The following is a 16516-nucleotide window of genomic DNA, read 5'->3' as shown; positions in this document are numbered from 1 at the left end:
GGTCCTTGTGTCGTGGTGGCCGTGATGGCCGTGATGGCCGTGATGGATGGAGGTGGGGAGGGGGTCGGGACGCGGGGCTTGCCTGGCGTGGGCATTCCGGTCCGAGATCCCGTTGCGCGGCGTGTCCGCGTCCGGCCTGCCGTCTCTTACGCGACGTCGGAGAGAAGCCGAGCGAACCCCAGCACGCCGCTGTCGGCGAGGAAGCGCCTGCGCACGTGACGTCGTCCGTTCTCGCCCAACTCCCGGGCATACGCCGGATCGGCGAGCAGTCGGTCGACCCCGGCGCCGAGCCCGGACAGATCACGAGCGTGCGCCAACAGCAGCCCGGACCGGCCGTGTTCGATCTGCTGCCGAATGCCGCCGACCGGTGAGGCGACGACGGGCCGCCCCTTCCAGGCGGCTTCGGACACGGTCAACCCGAATCCCTCCGCGAGGCTCTTCTGGAGCACCACGGTCGAGCACCTCTGGATGGCGTTGATCGTCAGCGCGTGCTCGGTGGGATGATCGGTGGGGATTTGCACCAGATGCACCCGATCTCGCCGATTCGGCCGGCGCTCGCGGGCCTCGCGGCACTCCGCGAGTACCTGTTCGGCCTGCGGATCACCGGCCGCCCGGGGCCCCACCAGCAGCAGGTGCGCGCCGAAGTCCGGATCGACATGGTCGGTGAACGCCTCGATCACGCCCGGGATGTCCTTGACCCGGTCCCATCGACTCACCTGCGTCACGAGCGGTGTACCCACCGGCAACGGCCCGGCTTCGCGATCGATCCGAGCCGGATGGCGAAGGAGCAACTCGGCGAAGGCATCGCCGACACCCGACCCGGTGCTGTCGGGCCTCGGCTGCCGGAAGACCCCGATGCGTGCCATCAACCGCGACGCCTCCACGGCGGGATGCAGCGGGAGATTCTTCGGCGCCAGCGGATTGATGGACGGCGACAGGACACGGATCGGCGCATCGGGCAGTCCCGCGGGCAACGCTCCGTCGTACGACGCGATGAAGCCGTGCGCGGCGGACAGGTATCGACGCAGGAAGTCCCATGCGGGGCGCGCCGGTTCGGCGTGCAGAGGAGTGCCGACGTGGCATTGCCACAACACGATGCACCCGACCTCGCGCAGGTGCGGGATCAAGCCGGCCGTCTGGTGATCGTGCAGGACGACCACGCTGCGCCGACCCACGACGCCGAGCAGCCGCTGCGCGGCGGCGCGGGTCACCTGTTCGTACAGGGCCCGTCCGCCTTCCGGGTCCGGCGGGTTCTCGTGTTCGTTGGCGGTCACCCCGCACAACCGGTAGTAGAGCGCCTTGGTGAAGGCGCGGAACGCTCGGTTGCCCTCGATCGTGGCCCACCGGGTGTCGATTCCCTCACCGCGCAGGTGGGGCAAGGTGGTGCGGAGGAGCTCGGCGACCCCGCCGCGCGTCGGATTGTCACTGACGTGCCACACCTCGCGCCCGTCGAGGCGCGTACGGGCTTCGCGCAGCGCGTCGTGCACGTTGGCCAGCCGGGGCGCACCGACAAGATGCTCGAGGCGGGACAGGGGTATCGCCGGCAGCAGCACCTCGGGGAGTGGGGAGGTCGGTCCGGGAGGCAGCGCGGGCGTGGCTGGAACACAGCGCCGGCTCGGGCTCGGGCTCGGGCTCGGGTTCGGGCGAGTCCTCGGTGTGGCGGTATTCGTGGAACGGCCGACGGTGCGGGAAAGGGGCGGCCCGTGCGGGCATCCGGTGTGGTTCATCGCGGTTGCCTTGCTGTGCGTGGACGGAGGGGGCGGTGAGCTAAGGGGAACGAGATGGCACGCGGCCATTCGGGTCCGATCGCAGTCCCGGGTTCGGCCCCGGACGTGGAACCGGGCCCGATCACGGCGCCTGCCATTCACGATCGGCCCCCCGCTGTCCCGGGTGCCTGAGCCCGCTGCCCCTGACCGGTCCCGCCTTCGCCCCGAAGCGGACGGCGCCCTACGCACTCACCGGGGTAGCCGGGCACTGCCGCCGCCCCAACGCCGCCGCCCGATCACGACGCGGACGCTGTTCCACGCGCGGCCGGCCAACGACAGCCGACCCCAAGACCTCGGCCGCCACCCTGCCGGCTGGGCTTGGGAATGACCGGCCGACAGGTCCCGGGTCGGGTGATGTCCGAAATCACCACGGGGGGAGTGTCGGTCAACGCCTCCCGTCCGACGGTCGATGACATGCCGCTGATGGCGTAATCGAACCCTTGGGTCGTTCACTCGGGTCACCCTGTGGTTGTTCGATCACGGTCGTGTCGGGAGCCCGTGGGTGTACAGGTCGCGTGAGAGGTCTTCGAGCGGATCCGCCGCGACCGTCGGTTCGGCTTCGACGTCGAGCCGCTGCGGCCCCGGGCCGTGCGCGCCCGTCGACCCCGACCGGATCACCTCCCGCCGCACTCCGATCCCGATGGCATCGAGTCCTACCGGTCCCAGTCCACCGACGCCCAACGCCAGGTCGGCACGCGAAACAGTGAAAGTGAAAGAGCCGGACACAGGGCCCCCGGGGTGCCCGTCGCCGCATTCGAGAGACACACAAGGAGGCGGGACGCGTCGTGAGGTATCCCGGGATCGACTACGAGGCGGTGTTCGACGCTCTGCCGGGGGCGGTGGCACTGCTCACCACCGACCTGGTGTACGTGGATGCCAATGACGCGTATCTACAGGTGTCGAGGCGCACATGCGAACAGTTGGTCGGCCGATACCTGTTCGACGTCTTCCCCGACAACCCCAACGAACCCACCGCGACCGGCACGCGCAACCTGGAGCGGTCGTTGCGGAGGGTGGCGGCCACCGGCGAGCGCGACACCATGGCGTTGCAGCGTTACGACGTCGAGTACCTGGACCGGCCCGGCGAGTGGGAGGAACGGTACTGGAGCCCGGTCAACGTACCCGTCTTCGGCCCGGACGGGCGCGTGGCCGTGTTGCTGCACCGAGTGGAGGAGGTCACCGAACTGATCCGCGCCCGCGGCGGCCGAAACGGCGGGGACCAGGCCAGGGTGCTGGAGGCCGAGTTGTACACCCGTGCCCGGGAACTACAGGACGTCAACGATCGGCTGCGGCAGGCCCACGCCCGCGAACGCGAAGTCGCACTGACCTTGCAGGCCGCGATGCTGCCCGCGCCGAGTCCGGGCGGCCGCCATCGGGCGGCGGTGCGCTACCGGCCCTCCGTCCGCGCGCTGAACGTGTGCGGCGACTGGTACGACCTGGCCGAACTGCCCGGGGGCCACCTCGCGGTGGCCGTCGGCGACGTCGTCGGCCACGGCCTGCACGCGGCCGGCGTCATGGGCCAGCTCCGCAGCGCCCTCAGCGCCGCCGTACGCATGGCCGACGGCCCCGCCGCCGCCCTCGACGCACTCGGTCTCTACGCCCGCTCCGTCGACGGCGCCGAATCCACCACGGCGGTACAGGTCGTCATCGACTGGAACAGCCAAACCCTCGCCTACAGCAGCGCCGGCCATCTTCCGCCGGTCCTGCTCCACGCCGACGGCAGCGTCGAGTTCCTCGACCGCGCCACCGACCCCCCGCTCGGTGCGCGCCCCGAACCCGCCCCCAGACCCCAGGCCGAATCCGCCTTCGCGCAAGGTGCCACCCTCGTCCTCTACACCGACGGACTGGTCGAACGCCGCGGCGAGGACATCGACACCGGCATTCATCGACTCGCCGACTGCCTCGCCCGCCACGGGACGGCCGACGCCGAGGCCCTCGCCGATATCCTGCTGGCCGAACTGATCCCCACGGGCGGCAACACCGACGACACCGCCCTGGTCATCATTCGCCTGTGAGCACCCGGTCCGGTGAGCACCCGGCCGGGGCGTTGAGAGCCCGGTTTGAGGGCCCGGTGCGGGGGTGACAGCTGGTGTGGCGTTGCGGTGGTGTTGCTGGTTGGTCTTGTGTGTGATGTGGGATTCCGCTGGTGTCATACGTCGTCTCGTCACCCGGTGCGACACCGTGCCCGGCAGTGGAACCCTGGAAGTATGAAGAACCGCCACGTGACGCTGTGTCTGTGCGGAGACGTGATGCTGGGCCGCGGCATCGACCAGATTCTTCCGCACCCGGGTGATCCGTCGCTGCGCGAGGGCTTCGTCGGTGACGCCCGCGACTACGTCCGATTGGCGGAAGAGGCCAACGGGCCGATTCCCCGACCGGTGGGATTCCGCTGGCCCTGGGGCGACGCGCTGGACGTCCTCGACGCCGAGGCGCCCGATGTCCGGGTGGTGAATCTGGAGACCGGCATCACCACCAGCGACGACTTCGAGCCGTTCAAGGCCGTGCACTACCGGATGCACCCCGACAACATCCCGTGCCTCGAGGCGGTCCGGCCGGATGTCTGCGTCCTGGCGAACAACCACGTCCTCGACTTCGGCCGTGCGGGTCTGGCGGAAACCCTCGACGCGCTACGCGGGGCCGGTCTGCGCACCGCCGGCGCGGGGGGCGACATCGAGGAGGCCCGGCGCCCCGCGGTGGTGCCCGTCGGGGAGGGCGGGCGGGTGGTGGTCTTCTCCCAGGGGATGCCGTCCAGCGGGGTGCCGTCCGATTGGGCCGCGACCGAGAACCGCTCCGGCGTCGACTTCACACACGACGCGTCGGAGCGGGGTGCCGCGGAACTCGTCGAACGAGTGGGTCGGGCGAAACTCCCGGGGGACATCGTGGTCGCGTCCGTCCACTGGGGCTCGAATTGGGGCTACGACATCGAGCGGTCGCAAACCCGATACGCGCGCCGCCTGATCGACGGCGGCGTCGACGTCGTGCACGGCCACTCCTCGCACCACCCGCGGGCGATTCACGTGTACCGCAACAAACTGATCCTGTACGGCTGCGGCGACTGCGTCGACGACTACGAAGGCATCCGCGGCTACGAGTTCTACCGCGACGACCTACGACTCCTGTACTTCGTCACCGTCGCGCGCGACACGGGAGAGCTGGCCGGTCTGCGCATGGCGCCCCTGCGGGCGGTCAAGATGCGGCTCCGGCGCGCCCCGCGCGTCGATGTCGAGTGGCTGGCGACAACGCTGACCCGGGCCGGCCGCCGGTTCGGGACCGAGGTGGCCCCCGAGCCCGACGACTGCCTCGCGCTCCACCGCTGACGCGGGTGCCTACCGGCGGGTCAGTGCCCCCGCATGCACCATGTTGTGCGCGCGGACCGGCAGTGGATCTCACACGGGCTTCGCTACCCCTTGCCCCTGACTCGCGCCTGCTCGATCTCTCGGTTGGCCCGGGCGTGCCACCCCTCGGCGTCTGCGGAGGGCGCGAAGACGATGGTGACCGGCGCGTCGGTCTTCGTCGTGAACGCAACCTTGTCGGTCGTGCCGGCCTTGATGGTGGCCGGTGCCGTGACCTTGATCTCACCGGCAGCGGACGCGCCGGACGCCAATCCCAGCTGGGCGGCGACCATCGCGCCGCCGACGGCGGTGATCGCGGCTATACGCCGGGTGGTGGAAAACTGCATGCTCTTGGTTCCCCGTTCCAAAGAACTGCAAGGGTGTTTTGAGTGGAATATGCAAAGATATGGCTACATTCGTGGCGGCCTTGAGAGGCCGAAGTGGCGTGGGTAGTCGTGGGCCGCGACGGGACCCGGCGGCCCGTGAAGGCATCACGTCGGTGCACGTAATCCGTCCGACACGAATGCGATACCGCGCCGCGGAAACCACGACCGGCCGGAACCGACGACCGGTCACCGCCCGCTCCTCATTTCTCCGGGGCGTGATGCGAACAGCGCCTATTTCATGCGGAGTTCGGCGAAAATCAGTAGGTGTATCCGGGCATCCGTCCACGGGGCGTATCGAGGCCGCGAATCCTGCTGCGAGTTGAGGGGACGGGTCAATGGGCCTGCTGTGTCGGTCAGTTGAGTGGATTGCGCCGGCGGAGGAGAGCGAAGCCGGCGAGCTTCCGGTCGGGGTGCTCGTGATGGGTCACCAGTTGTGGAGGCCGCCCACCACGAAAGGCTTCCTCGCCCTCGCCCTCGCCCTCGTCGTCGTCGTCGCCGCCGCGGCCGGCAGGGCCGCGCCGAGTGCTACCTCCGGCCGGTGCGGCTGCCGGTGAGGAGGTCCGCGACGGCGGCGATGCCCGAGCTGATCGCGCGTTCGCCGACGTTGCCGAAGCCGAGGACGAGTCGGGCGGGCGTCGGCGTGTGCGTGTGTGCGGCGAGGCAGGGGCTCATGCCGTAGAGGCCGACCGCCCGCGCCCGGGCCGCGTCGATGACGTGCTGTTCATCGGCGCCGTCCGGCAGGTGGGCGACGGCGTGGAACCCGGCGGCAAGCCCGGTGACCGGCAGCTCGGGGGCGTGTTCGGCGAGCGCGCCGAGCAGCGCGGTGCGGCGGGCCGCGTAGGTGGTGCGCATCCGGCGCAGGTGGCGGTCGAAGCGGCCGGACTCGATGAGCCTGGCCAGGGCGAACTGGTCGAGCGTGGGCGTGCCGCGGTCGCTGCGGTTCTTCTCCGTGCCGACCGGCCCGGACAACTCGGGCGGGCAGAGCATCCAGCCGATGCGCAGGGCGGGGACGAGGGACTTGCTGACCGTGCCGAGGGACACGACCCGGTCGGGAGCGAGCCCCTGGAGTGCGCCGACGGGTTCGCGGTCGTAGCGGAACTCGGCGTCGTAGTCGTCCTCGACGACGTAGGCGTCGCGTTCCCTGGCCCACGCGATCAGGGCCAGTCGGCGTTCCGGGGCGAGGACGACGCCGGTGGGCCACTGGTGGGCGGGCGTGACGACGACGGCGCGGGCGTCCGTTGCGGCCAACGCGCGTACGTCGAGCCCGTGTTCGTCGACCGGCACGGGTATCGCGCGCAGTCCCGCGGCGGCGGCGGACGCGCTGACGGTGTCGGGTGTGCCGGGGTCCTCGAAGGCGACGGTCCGCACGCCGCCGTGTGCGAGGACGCGCAGGGCGAGGCCGAGGCCCTGGGCGTAGCCGTTGCAGACGACGATGTGCTCGGGGTCGGCCGCCGCGGCGCGCACTCGACGCAGGTAGCCGGCCAGCACCTCGCGCAGGGCGGCGCTGCCGCGCGGATCCCCGTAGTCGAACTGGGCCGTCGGCATGGCGCGGACGCCCTCGCGCGTGGCCCACAGCCAGTCGTCGACGGGGAAAGCCGCCAAGTCTGGTACGCCCCAGCGGAAGTCGGCCACCAGGCGGGTGGTCGCGGCGGGTGGTCGGAGGGCGGCGGGCGGGGCCGCGGCGCCCGCCGCCACCCGCGTCGCGGAACCGGGGCGCGTGACCAGGTAGCCCTCGGCCAGGAGTTGGGCGTAGCACTCCTGTACCAGGCCGCGCGAGAGGCCGAGAGCGCGGGCGAGTTCCCGGGTGGACGGCAGCCGCTCGCCGGTCCGCAGCCGGCTGGTGCGGATCGCGTCCCGCACCGCGTGCTCCAACTGCTCGCGCAGCGGCCGGCCGCTGGTCCTGTCGACGGCGAGCAGGAGTTCGGGCGGTGAACTGGACCACTCCGGAGGCATGAAAGCGGATCTTACCAGCGATCCGGTCGGCGGCTTAGCGTCTTGCCGTGACCACAAACCCGGACTCGGCCCCCTCGGTGCGGACACCCCGCTCGCCGCTGGTGACACGGCCGTTGCTGCTGCGCTTCGTCTCGATATTGGGCGCTTCGACCAGCTTCTACCTGCTGCTGTCCGTCGTCCCGGCCTATGCCACCGAGGGCGGCGGAGGCGGCGCCAGGGCGGGGCTGGCCACCGGTGCGCTCATGCTCACGACCGTGGCCGGTGAACTCGCCACGCCCGCTCTGGTCAACCGGTACGGCTACCGCGCCGTGCTTGCCGTGGGCCTGGCCCTGCTGGGTGCGCCCGCACTCGCGCTGACGTGCTCGCGGAATCTGTGGTGCATCGTCGCGGTCTGCCTGCTGCGCGGGCTGGGCTTCGCGTTCACCGTGGTCGCGGGCGGGGCGCTGACGGTCGCGCTCATCCCGGCCGATCGGCGCGGTGAAGGGCTGGCGCTGGTCGGCATCGTCGGTGGGGTGCCGTCGCTGGTGGCGCTACCGCTGGGCGTGTGGCTGGCCGAGCACGCGGGGTACGGCGTGGTCTTCGTCGCCGGAGCCATGGCGGCGCTCGCCGCGATTGCCTCGGTGCCGGGCCTACCGGACCGGATGCGGGAGTCGGGGCGTCCGGTCGGCGTTGCCGAGAGCATGCGCCGAGGCGAACTGCTGCGCCCTACCGTGGTGTTCGCTTCGACCGCTGTCTCTGCCGGCGTCGTCGTCACCTTCCTGCCACTGGCCGTTTCCGGCTCAGCGGGCGGGCTCGTCGCCGTGGCGCTGTTCGTCCAGCCCGCGGCGGCGACCCTGGCCCGCTGGCTCACCGGCCGGTACGGCGACCGGCACGGACCCGAGTGCCTGGTCCTGCCCGGCCTGCTGCTGTCCGCCGTCGGCACGGTGCTGATGTGCGTGACCGGCAGCCCCATCGCGATCGTCGTCGCGGTCGGCGTATTCGGGATCGGCTTCGGCATCACCCAGAACGCCACGCTCACCCTCATGTACGCGCGCGTTCCCACCGCCGGGTACGGCACGGTCGGCGCGCTGTGGAACTTCGCCTACGACGCGGGCATGGGCGCAGGCGCCGTCGCGTTCGGTTGGGTCGCGGCGGGGACCGGCTACCCCTGGGCGTTCGCGCTGACCGGCGTCGCGATGCTGACGGCGGTCGCGCCGGCACGCCGCGACCGCCGCGTGGGGGCGGGCCCCGAGCCGGGCTAGCCGTCCGAACGCGGGGGCGGCGGCCTGTACGCCGCCCATTCCCTGGCGGTCGTCGCAGGTTTGGCCAAGCCCCGGCTCGGTCACGGCCAACCCATCCCGAGAGCTTGGCCTCGGGGTGTTCGTACGGTCGGAGTTGTGAGTGCCCGCGATGCGCGTACCACCGTGGTTGTGGTCGGCGGAGCTGATCTCCTCCGCCCGGTGTCGGCGCACTTCGTCCTTGATCATGAGGGCATCACACGAGCCGCCGAACAAACTGATCTCAGTTGGAATCCCTCCACCACCGAGTGGGCCGGCCCGCGAAGCCACCTCATTTCTCCGGTGGTTCGAGGTCCCACACATGCGATCCGGTTGCGCCGGAACGAGGAGATCGTGATGCATGTACCACCGGATCGATTTGGCGCGCGGTTCTCCGCGCTGAAAAGGAAACGTGGCCGGGGGCACGCGAGTTCGCGTCGCTCGGGTGTCGGACCGCGAATGTGGCCCGTCGTTGTGGTGCGCGTACTCGGTGTCCTGTTCGCGGTCGGGACTCTGACGCAGGCGATTCTGGCGGGCCGGTTCGTGACCGGTGATGTGGATCTGCTCCGGGTCCACGGGGCCGTGGGCGGGTCGCTGGTCCTCATTCCCATGGTGCACATGGTCGCGGCCGTGCTGCTGTGGTGGTTGGGGCGCGGCCCCGTCTGGTACCTCGCCTATCCGCCCGTGCTGTTCGTCCTGGTCGTCACGCAGATCGGCGCGGGCGGCGCGCGCAACCTGGCCCTGCACATTCCGCTCGGGACGGCTCTCGTGGGTGTCGCCGCCTGGAATCTGACCTGGTCGTTCGGGTTTCGTCGGCATCGGGAGCCGGCGATATGAGCCGATACTTGTCGCGTCGGGGATTCCTGGGGTTGAGCGGGGGCGTGGCCCTGTCGGCGGCGGTCGGTTGTTCGACGAGCATGACGAGCGGGGAGTTGTTGCGCAGCCGGGCGCGGTTGCCGAAACCGTTCACCGTGCCGTTGCCGATTCCCGCGCAGGCGGTTCCGGTGGTGGACGCATCGGGGGCATCACGGTTCGAGGTGGTGCAGCGCGCGGCCGAGGCGGAGATCCTGCCGGGGACGCGGACCACGGTTTGGGGCTACGACGGGACATTTCCGGGACCGACGTTTCGGGTGCGGTCGGGGCACGAGGCGGTGGTGCGGGTGCGGAACGAGTTGGTGGTGCCGACGTCCACGCACCTGCACGGCGGCGTGACCGCGCCCGAGTCCGACGGGTACCCCACTGATCTGGTGGTTTCCAAGGGTGGGTACAGCCCGGCCGTGAACGCCGCCCACCAGGCGATGCAGAACGGCGGGCACGGCGGGCACGGAGGGCACGGAGGGCACGGGGCGATGGTGGTGCGCCCGCACCAGTGGACGACACACGACCAGGCCAAGGACTACGTCTATCCGCTCGCCCAGCGGGCGGCGACGTTGTGGTACCACGACCATCGGATGGACTTCTCCGGGCCTCAGGTGTGGCGGGGCCTGGCGGGTTTCTTCCTGGTCACGGATGCCGAGGACGAGGCGCTGCCGCTGCCGTCCGGCGAACGCGACGTCCCGCTGATGATCTGCGACCGCGCGTTCGAGGCCGGCGGGGAGTTTCGCTACCCGGCCCTCGACCCCGCCCTGATCGGGACACCCGGCGTCGAGGACGACTTCATGGAGGGGGTCCTGGGTGACGTCGTCCTGGTCAACGGGGCGCCGTGGCCGGTGCTGGAGGTCGACGCGGCCAGGTACCGGCTGCGCGTGCTGAACGCGTCCAACGCTCGCCGGTACCGGCTGCGGTTGGACCCCGAACCACCGGACGGGAGCCCGGCGTTCGTACAGGTCGGCAGCGACGGCGGCCTGCTGGAGCGGCCGGTGGGCCACGACCGGGTGCCGATCTCCCCGGCGGAGCGATTCGACCTGGTCGTCGACTTCGGTCGCTACCCTGTCGGCACCGAGGTGACGGTGCGCAACACGCTCGGCGAGACCGACGGTACCCGTGAGGTGATGCGGTTCCGGGTGGTGCGCCGGGCCCGGGACGAGTCCCGGATCCCCGAACGGCTTTCGGAGCCGCGACTGCCGACACGAGGTGACGCGGTGCGGACCCGCACGTTCGACTTCCGCCAGACCAAACGCGCGGGCGCCCGGGTGTGGACGATCAACGGCCGCGTGTTCGACCCCGACGAGCACCTCGCCGACCCGGCGCTGGGAACCGTCGAGTTGTGGCGCCTGTCCAGCGACTTCCACCACCCGGTCCACCTGCACCTGGCCCACTTCGCGGTCGTCGGCCGCGGCGCCGGCGCGCCCGCCGCAACGGACGCGGGCTGGAAGGACACGGTGGACGTACGCCCGTACGAGACGGTCGAAGTCCTCGCCCGCTTCGACGGGTTCAAGGGCCGGTACATGATGCACTGCCACAATCTCGAACACGAGGACATGGCCATGATGGCCAACTTCCGCGTCACGTAGCCACGGCACACCCGTGTGAAGCGACAGCTGTCCCCACGGACCCGCACCCGTGGGGACAGCCTGGCGCAGTCATGGCCTATTGGACCGCCCCGCGAACCGCCTACAGGCTCAGCCAGGGCCGCAGTTCCCTCGGCGCCCCGCTGCGTGCCCAGTCCGCCTCGTGCCCCATGCCCGGCAGGTCGATCGCGTGGACCATGCCGTGCGCGTCCACCTCGGGCGAGCGCGTCGCGGGGTTCGCGTCGACGAGGCACTCGTAGTAGGTGGTGTTGGGCAGCGCCATGCACAGGTGGATGTTGGCGGGCCCGCCGCCGTGTACCTCCGCGCGCATGAGATACGCGTCGGCCAGATGCGCGGTGCGCAGCGACCCGGTGATGCCGGCCCGGAAGTAGGTGCCGGTCCGGACCGCGTCCACGCAGCCCGCCGCGATGAAGTCGGCGGTGTTCATGTGCGCGCCGTCGCTGGTCTCGGCGACGAGCAGCGGGATGTCCACGCGTTCGCGCAGCCGCGTGTACGCGGTGATGCTGAACTCGCGCATCGGCTCCTCGTACCACGCGTAGCCCGCGTCGCCGAGCGCGCGGCCGAGGTAGATCGCGTCCGCGAGGTCGAAGCCCGCCGACCCGTCGTACATCAGCGGCATGTCGTCGCCGACGTGCGCCCGCAGCGCCGCGGCGAGCGCGGCGTCGCGCTTCACATCGCCCCACGCGTGCAACTTGATGGCAGAAAAGCCCAGTTCGAGGCACTGGTCGGCGACGTCGAGGTATTCCGCGATGCTGTCGAACGTCACCGTCGAGGCGTAGGCGGGGATCGACGTACGATACGTCCCGATCAGCGCGTGTACGGGCAGGCCCGCGACCTTTCCGGCGATGTCCCACAGCGCGTCGTCGACCGCGCCCTGGATGTAGATGGGGAACTCCTCGATCCGGTCGAGCTCCCACATCCGGTGCCACAACCATTCGCGCGCGAGCGGGTTCGCGCCCAGAAGTTCGGGGCGGATCCGGCGCTCGACGACGTCGGCGAGGATCGGGCCGCGCCGGCACGGGGCGAAGCCGCGCACGCCCTCGTCGGTCGTCAGCACGAGCCAAGCGGACGTGGTCGCGGGCTCGGACCCGGGGAGGCCGTCGCGCCAGCGGAATGCGGGCGTGCGGGCGGGCTCCTCGCACAGAACGACGTCGACGGAGGTGATCTTCATGCTCGGGTGATCCTTTCGGGATCGCTCGTCGGTGGCTGCGGTGGCTGCGGTGGTGAATCACCGCACAGGGCCTAGCTCTTGACCGAGCCGGCGAGGATGCCGCGTACGAGATAGCGCTGGGCGAACAGGAACACGATCGCGATCGGCAGGACGGCGACGATTCCGGCGAGGGCGGCCTCGGGGCGGTGGATGGGCAGGAAGCTGCCGCCTTGGGACGGGTTGAGCGCAGGGGTACCCGACACGATCGCGGCGAGCCCGACCGGCAGGTTGTACTTGTCCTCCTGGCTCAGCATCACGTACGGCAGCAGATAGTTCGTCCAGCTCGCGACGAACGCGAAGAACGCGACGAGGCCCACGAGCGGCTTGGCGAGCGGGAGCGCGATGCGGACGAACAGGCCCAGTTCCGAGCAGCCGTCCAGGCGCGCGGCCTCCATCAGTTCCTTGGGCATGCTGGTGGAGAAGTAGATGAAGCTCAGGTAGACCGCGAACGGGTAGAAGGACGCGGGCAGGATGACCGACCACGCGGTGTTGGTCAGGTTCAGCGCGTTGATCTCCAGGAACATCGGCAACACGAGCGCGGTGGGCGGCACGATCATCGCGACGAGGGTCAGGACGAGCACGAGTTGCCGCCCCGGCACGCGGGTGGTGGCGAGCGCGTAGCCGGCGAGCAGCGACGTGGCGACGGTGATCGCGACCGACGCGAGCGTGTACAGCGTCGAGTTGAGCAGCCAGTCGTAGATCACGCCGTCGCTGTACTGCGCGAGGTTGTCCCAGGCTCGGCCGATGTTGGCGAACGAGCCGAAGGACAACGGCGCGTCGTTGACGAGTTCGGCGTCGGACTTGGTCGGCGCGAGCATCAGCCACAGAAGCGGGACGGCGCAGTAGACGCCGAATCCGGCGAGGACCAGGCCCCTGATCGCGCGGCCCGGGGTCCAGAACCGGCGGCGGGCGCGGGGACGCCCGGTGGTCGTGGTCACTCGTCCACCTCCGTCTTGAAGAAGTCGGTGCAGTAGATGAGCACGAGTGCGGCGATCGTGGAGAGCACGAGCAGGACCACGGACACCGCCGCCGCTCCGCCGAAGTCGCCGGTGGTGAAGGCCATCGTGTAGGAGAGCTGGTTGAGCGACCACCACGGGGTGCCGGCGCTCTTGGTGACGGCGTAGATCAGTTGCGGTTCGACGAACAGTTGCAGGCCGGTCGCGAACGACAGGATCACCATGTAGAGCACGTACTTGCTCACCAGCGGGAGCTTGACGAACACCGCGGTACGGATTCGGCCGCAGCCGTCGATCGAGGCGGCTTCGAGCACGTCGTCGGGGACGTTCTGGAGCGCGCCGTACATGATCACGATCCACTGCCCCGCGCCCGTGGTGAACGCGATCAGCGCGAACACCACGGTGAGGTTGCCGCTTTGGAAGACGTCCGAGTTCTTCTCGAAGCCCATCGCGTTCAGGGCGGGGCCGAACGGGCTGAGCGTGGGGTCGAGCATGAAGTACCACAGGACCACGCTCGCCGAGCCGGTCACCGCGGCGGGCAGGAAGAAGACCATGCGCATCGCGCCGCTGAACCGGTTGACCCGGTCGTGCAGGAGCAAGGCGAGGATCAGCACGCCGACCACCATGATCGGCAGCCAGACGGCGAGGAAGATCGCGACGTGCGTGACGGCCGGCCAGAACCGGAAGTCGTCCATCAGGCGCGTGTAGTTCATCCCGCCGAGGCTGCCGTCGCCGCGTTCGTCGACGAACGACTCGAAGATCGCGTAGCCGGTGGGGCCGAGGCCGAAGCCGATCAGCAGGACGACGTAGGGCGCGAGGAAGAACCAGCCGTGCGGGTCGCGGACGCGGCGTTTGCGGCGCGCGCCGGGCGGGGGCGCGGTCGGGTGGGCCGGGCCGGTGCGCGCGCTCTGCGCCGCGTCGCGCGCACCGGGTGCGGTCGTGGTGCTCACTTGACCGTGTACCCGCTCATCTGGGCGAGCTGGGTGAGTTGCTTGTCCAACTCGGACAGGCCGTCGGCGATTTTTCCGCCGCCGCGAACCTTTTCCACGACGGTGGCCGTCATCGGGGCGTCGATCTGGTACCGGGTGTTGGCCTCGATCGGGTTGACCCGGTCCACGGCCCCCTGGAGCACCGGGAACGGGTCGCTCGCGTAGAAGCCGTCGGCGTTGACGCGCGAACTCCACACCTGTGCGGCGGGCCCGTACGCGGGGTAGGTGGCCGCGGTGCTCTGGTACTCGTTGCTCGTGGCCATCCACTGCGCCATGTCGTAGGCGCCCTTGGTGTTCTTGGTGTGCTTGGACACCATGTAGATGCCGCCGCCGGTGGAGCCGGACCAATTCGTCGACTCCCCCTCCCACTTGGGGTAGGCGGCCGCGGCGATCGTGCCCTTGGCGCTCTTGAACGAGTTGTCCGGCTTGAAGACGAAGTCGCCGTACCAGGACGCGCCCGGCATCATCAGGATCTTCTTCTCCTGGCCCAGCTTGATCACGTCGGTGTCGAACGGGCCGCTGCGGGAGACGGATCCGGCCGCTATCAGCGGGTCGAGCAGGTCCGCGACACGGGTGCAGCGCGGGTCCTTGGTGTCGATGACCACCTGGTCGGGGCCGGTGACCTGCTGGAGCGGGCAACCGCTGGCCCAGAAGAAGTCGTAGTACAGGAACTTGAAGCCCGCGGTGCCGACGAGGTAGCCGGGGTGTTCCTTGGCGACCTTCAGGCCCAGGTCGCGGTACTCGTTCCAGGTGGTGGGGACCTGGTATCCGAACTGGTCCATCAGGGATTTGTCGTACCAGAGCACCGACTGCGCCAGGTCGTTCTTGAGGCAGTACAGCTTGCCGTCGATCGTGCAGTCGGCGTTGGACTTGCCGAAGCCGGTCCGCACGTCGGCCGGGATGAGCGCGTCGAGCGGCTGCGCGAAGTCGTACTGCTTGCTCGACAACGCGGCGACGTCGTTGGGGACCTGGCTGAACAGGACGTCCGGCCAGCCCTTTCCGGTCCGATTGAAGAGCTGGATCTTGGTCAGCAGGGTCTCGCTGTCGTACGTCTCGATCTTCATCGGCACGTTCGGGTGGGCCTTCTTGAACTGCTCGAAGCCGGGCTGGCGGGTCGAGTCCGTCCATACCAGGAGTTGTGCGCTCGGGTCGTCGGCGGCGCCCGGCTTCTTGGCACCGCCGTCGCCGGATCCGCACGCGACCAGGAGCAGGGAGGCCGCCGCGGCGGCCGGGAGAGCGCGACACCAGCGGGACTGCCGGCGCGTTGCCGGTGGTGTGGTTCGTTGCTGCGGTCGCGGGGACGTGGGGAGGGTCACGGACACTCCTAGTGACTGAGCGAGCACATTGATTGAAAAATCGTGTACGATGTTCGAAGTTTCATGTTCGGCTGACGTCGTGTCAACCGGATGTGTCAAAATTGTTTCCACACGATGAACCCGAAGAGGGAGCCATGGCTGCGGTAGCGGGGACAGGCGAAGGTCTGCTGGGGGGTGCGTCCCTCCAGCGGCGCAAGATGCTCGCGGACGACGTCTACGACGTGCTGCGCGCCAACCTGGTGGCCAATCGCGTCGCGCCGGGCAGCAGGCTCAATCTGGATCGGCTCGCCAAGGAACTCGGCGTCTCCAACACGCCGATCCGCCAGGCGCTGGCCCGCCTGGAATCGGAGGGCCTGGTGCGCAAGGAGCCGTATCGCGGCTTCATCGTGTCGCCGCTGCTCGACCGCTCGGCGATCGAGGATCTCTACGAGTACCGGCTGATGATCGAACCGCTGTCGGCCCGCCGGGCCGCCGACCGCAAGGACCCCGCCGCGGTCGCGGCGCTGCGTGCGACGTGCTGGCCGTCGCTGGTCCAGGCCGCGGATCCCGCACAGGATCAGGGCCGGGAGAGCGCGGCGCGGGCCGACGAAGCGGGGCGCCGCGACGGCGACTTCCACGTCGGGATCGCGCGGATCGCGGGCAACCTCGTGGTGGTCGAGCACCTGGACCGCGCGCTGACCCAGATGAGCGTCTACTCGATGTACGGCCACAACGGCCTGGCCGCACAGGCGTTGGCCGAGCACGAGGAGATCATGCGGTCCGTCGAGGCGGCCGACGGGCGGGCCGCGCAGCGGGCGATGACGGCCCATCTGACCCAGTCGCGGGAGCGGATGCGGCGCGCGTTCGGCTGAGCACGCCGCACGGCGGTCCGCCGAGGGCGC

Annotated in this window: 13 protein-coding genes; 6 read left to right on the top strand and 7 right to left on the bottom strand. The window is 70.1% G+C overall.

Annotation, left to right across the window (positions count from 1 at the left end):
• Positions 1–146 precede the first annotated feature (146 nt).
• Positions 147–1553 (bottom strand): glycosyltransferase, encoded by a 1407-nt coding sequence (locus OG928_RS34840; RefSeq protein ID WP_331765998.1) that lies wholly within the window; start codon positions 1551–1553, stop codon positions 147–149.
• Between the two features lie 998 nt (positions 1554–2551).
• On the opposite strand from OG928_RS34840, the gene OG928_RS34835 reads away from it, so the two are divergent.
• Together OG928_RS34835 and OG928_RS34830 are read left to right on the top strand one after the other, a co-directional pair.
• Positions 2552–3781, top strand: a complete 1230-nt coding sequence (locus OG928_RS34835) for a SpoIIE family protein phosphatase (RefSeq protein ID WP_331765997.1) — start codon at positions 2552–2554, stop codon at positions 3779–3781.
• Between the two features lie 192 nt (positions 3782–3973).
• A complete protein-coding gene (locus OG928_RS34830) occupies positions 3974–5083 on the top strand; it encodes a CapA family protein (RefSeq protein WP_331765996.1) in 1110 nt (369 codons plus the stop codon).
• Positions 5084–5166: 83 nt separating this feature from the next.
• Here OG928_RS34830 and OG928_RS34825 read toward each other — a convergent pair whose 3' ends face one another.
• Both OG928_RS34825 and OG928_RS34820 read right to left on the bottom strand, forming a co-directional pair.
• Positions 5167–5445: a hypothetical protein gene (locus OG928_RS34825; protein ID WP_331765995.1), complete on the bottom strand. Its 279-nt coding sequence runs from the start codon at positions 5443–5445 to the stop codon at positions 5167–5169.
• Between the two features lie 564 nt (positions 5446–6009).
• The gene (locus OG928_RS34820) at positions 6010–7437 is read right to left on the bottom strand and encodes a PLP-dependent aminotransferase family protein (protein WP_331765994.1); all 1428 of its coding nucleotides are present in this window, start codon (positions 7435–7437) and stop codon (positions 6010–6012) included.
• A 47-nt stretch (positions 7438–7484) separates the two neighbouring features.
• Between OG928_RS34820 and OG928_RS34815 the strand changes: the two genes are divergently transcribed.
• From OG928_RS34815 to OG928_RS34805, 3 genes are all read left to right on the top strand, one after another.
• A complete protein-coding gene (locus tag OG928_RS34815) occupies positions 7485–8678 on the top strand; it encodes an MFS transporter (RefSeq protein WP_331765993.1) in 1194 nt (397 codons plus the stop codon).
• A 474-nt stretch (positions 8679–9152) separates the two neighbouring features.
• The gene (locus tag OG928_RS34810; RefSeq protein ID WP_331765992.1) at positions 9153–9530 is read left to right on the top strand and encodes a hypothetical protein; all 378 of its coding nucleotides are present in this window, start codon (positions 9153–9155) and stop codon (positions 9528–9530) included.
• Positions 9527–11146, top strand: a complete 1620-nt coding sequence (locus OG928_RS34805) for a multicopper oxidase domain-containing protein (protein ID WP_331765991.1) — start codon at positions 9527–9529, stop codon at positions 11144–11146. The genes OG928_RS34810 and OG928_RS34805 overlap by 4 nt, the downstream gene beginning before the upstream one ends.
• Before the next feature lie 100 nt (positions 11147–11246).
• Here OG928_RS34805 and OG928_RS34800 read toward each other — a convergent pair whose 3' ends face one another.
• The 4 genes from OG928_RS34800 to OG928_RS34785 form a co-directional block, all read right to left on the bottom strand.
• A complete protein-coding gene (locus tag OG928_RS34800) occupies positions 11247–12335 on the bottom strand; it encodes an enolase C-terminal domain-like protein (protein WP_331765990.1) in 1089 nt (362 codons plus the stop codon).
• Positions 12336–12406: 71 nt separating this feature from the next.
• Entirely contained in the window at positions 12407–13312 is a 906-nt protein-coding gene (locus tag OG928_RS34795; RefSeq protein WP_331765989.1) for a carbohydrate ABC transporter permease, read from the bottom strand.
• Entirely contained in the window at positions 13309–14280 is a 972-nt protein-coding gene (locus OG928_RS34790) for a sugar ABC transporter permease (protein ID WP_331765988.1), read from the bottom strand. Before OG928_RS34790 ends, OG928_RS34795 begins: the two co-directional genes overlap by 4 nt.
• The gene (locus tag OG928_RS34785) at positions 14277–15635 is read right to left on the bottom strand and encodes an extracellular solute-binding protein (RefSeq protein ID WP_331765987.1); all 1359 of its coding nucleotides are present in this window, start codon (positions 15633–15635) and stop codon (positions 14277–14279) included. The genes OG928_RS34790 and OG928_RS34785 overlap by 4 nt, the downstream gene beginning before the upstream one ends.
• A 134-nt stretch (positions 15636–15769) precedes the next feature.
• On the opposite strand from OG928_RS34785, the gene OG928_RS34780 reads away from it, so the two are divergent.
• Entirely contained in the window at positions 15770–16486 is a 717-nt protein-coding gene (locus OG928_RS34780; protein WP_331765986.1) for a GntR family transcriptional regulator, read from the top strand.
• Positions 16487–16516: the final 30 nt, after the last annotated feature.

The sequence above is a fragment of the Embleya sp. NBC_00896 genome (genome assembly GCF_045207785.1).
Classification (GTDB): domain Bacteria; phylum Actinomycetota; class Actinomycetes; order Streptomycetales; family Streptomycetaceae; genus Embleya.
This window is presented reverse-complemented; position numbering and strand designations above follow the sequence as displayed.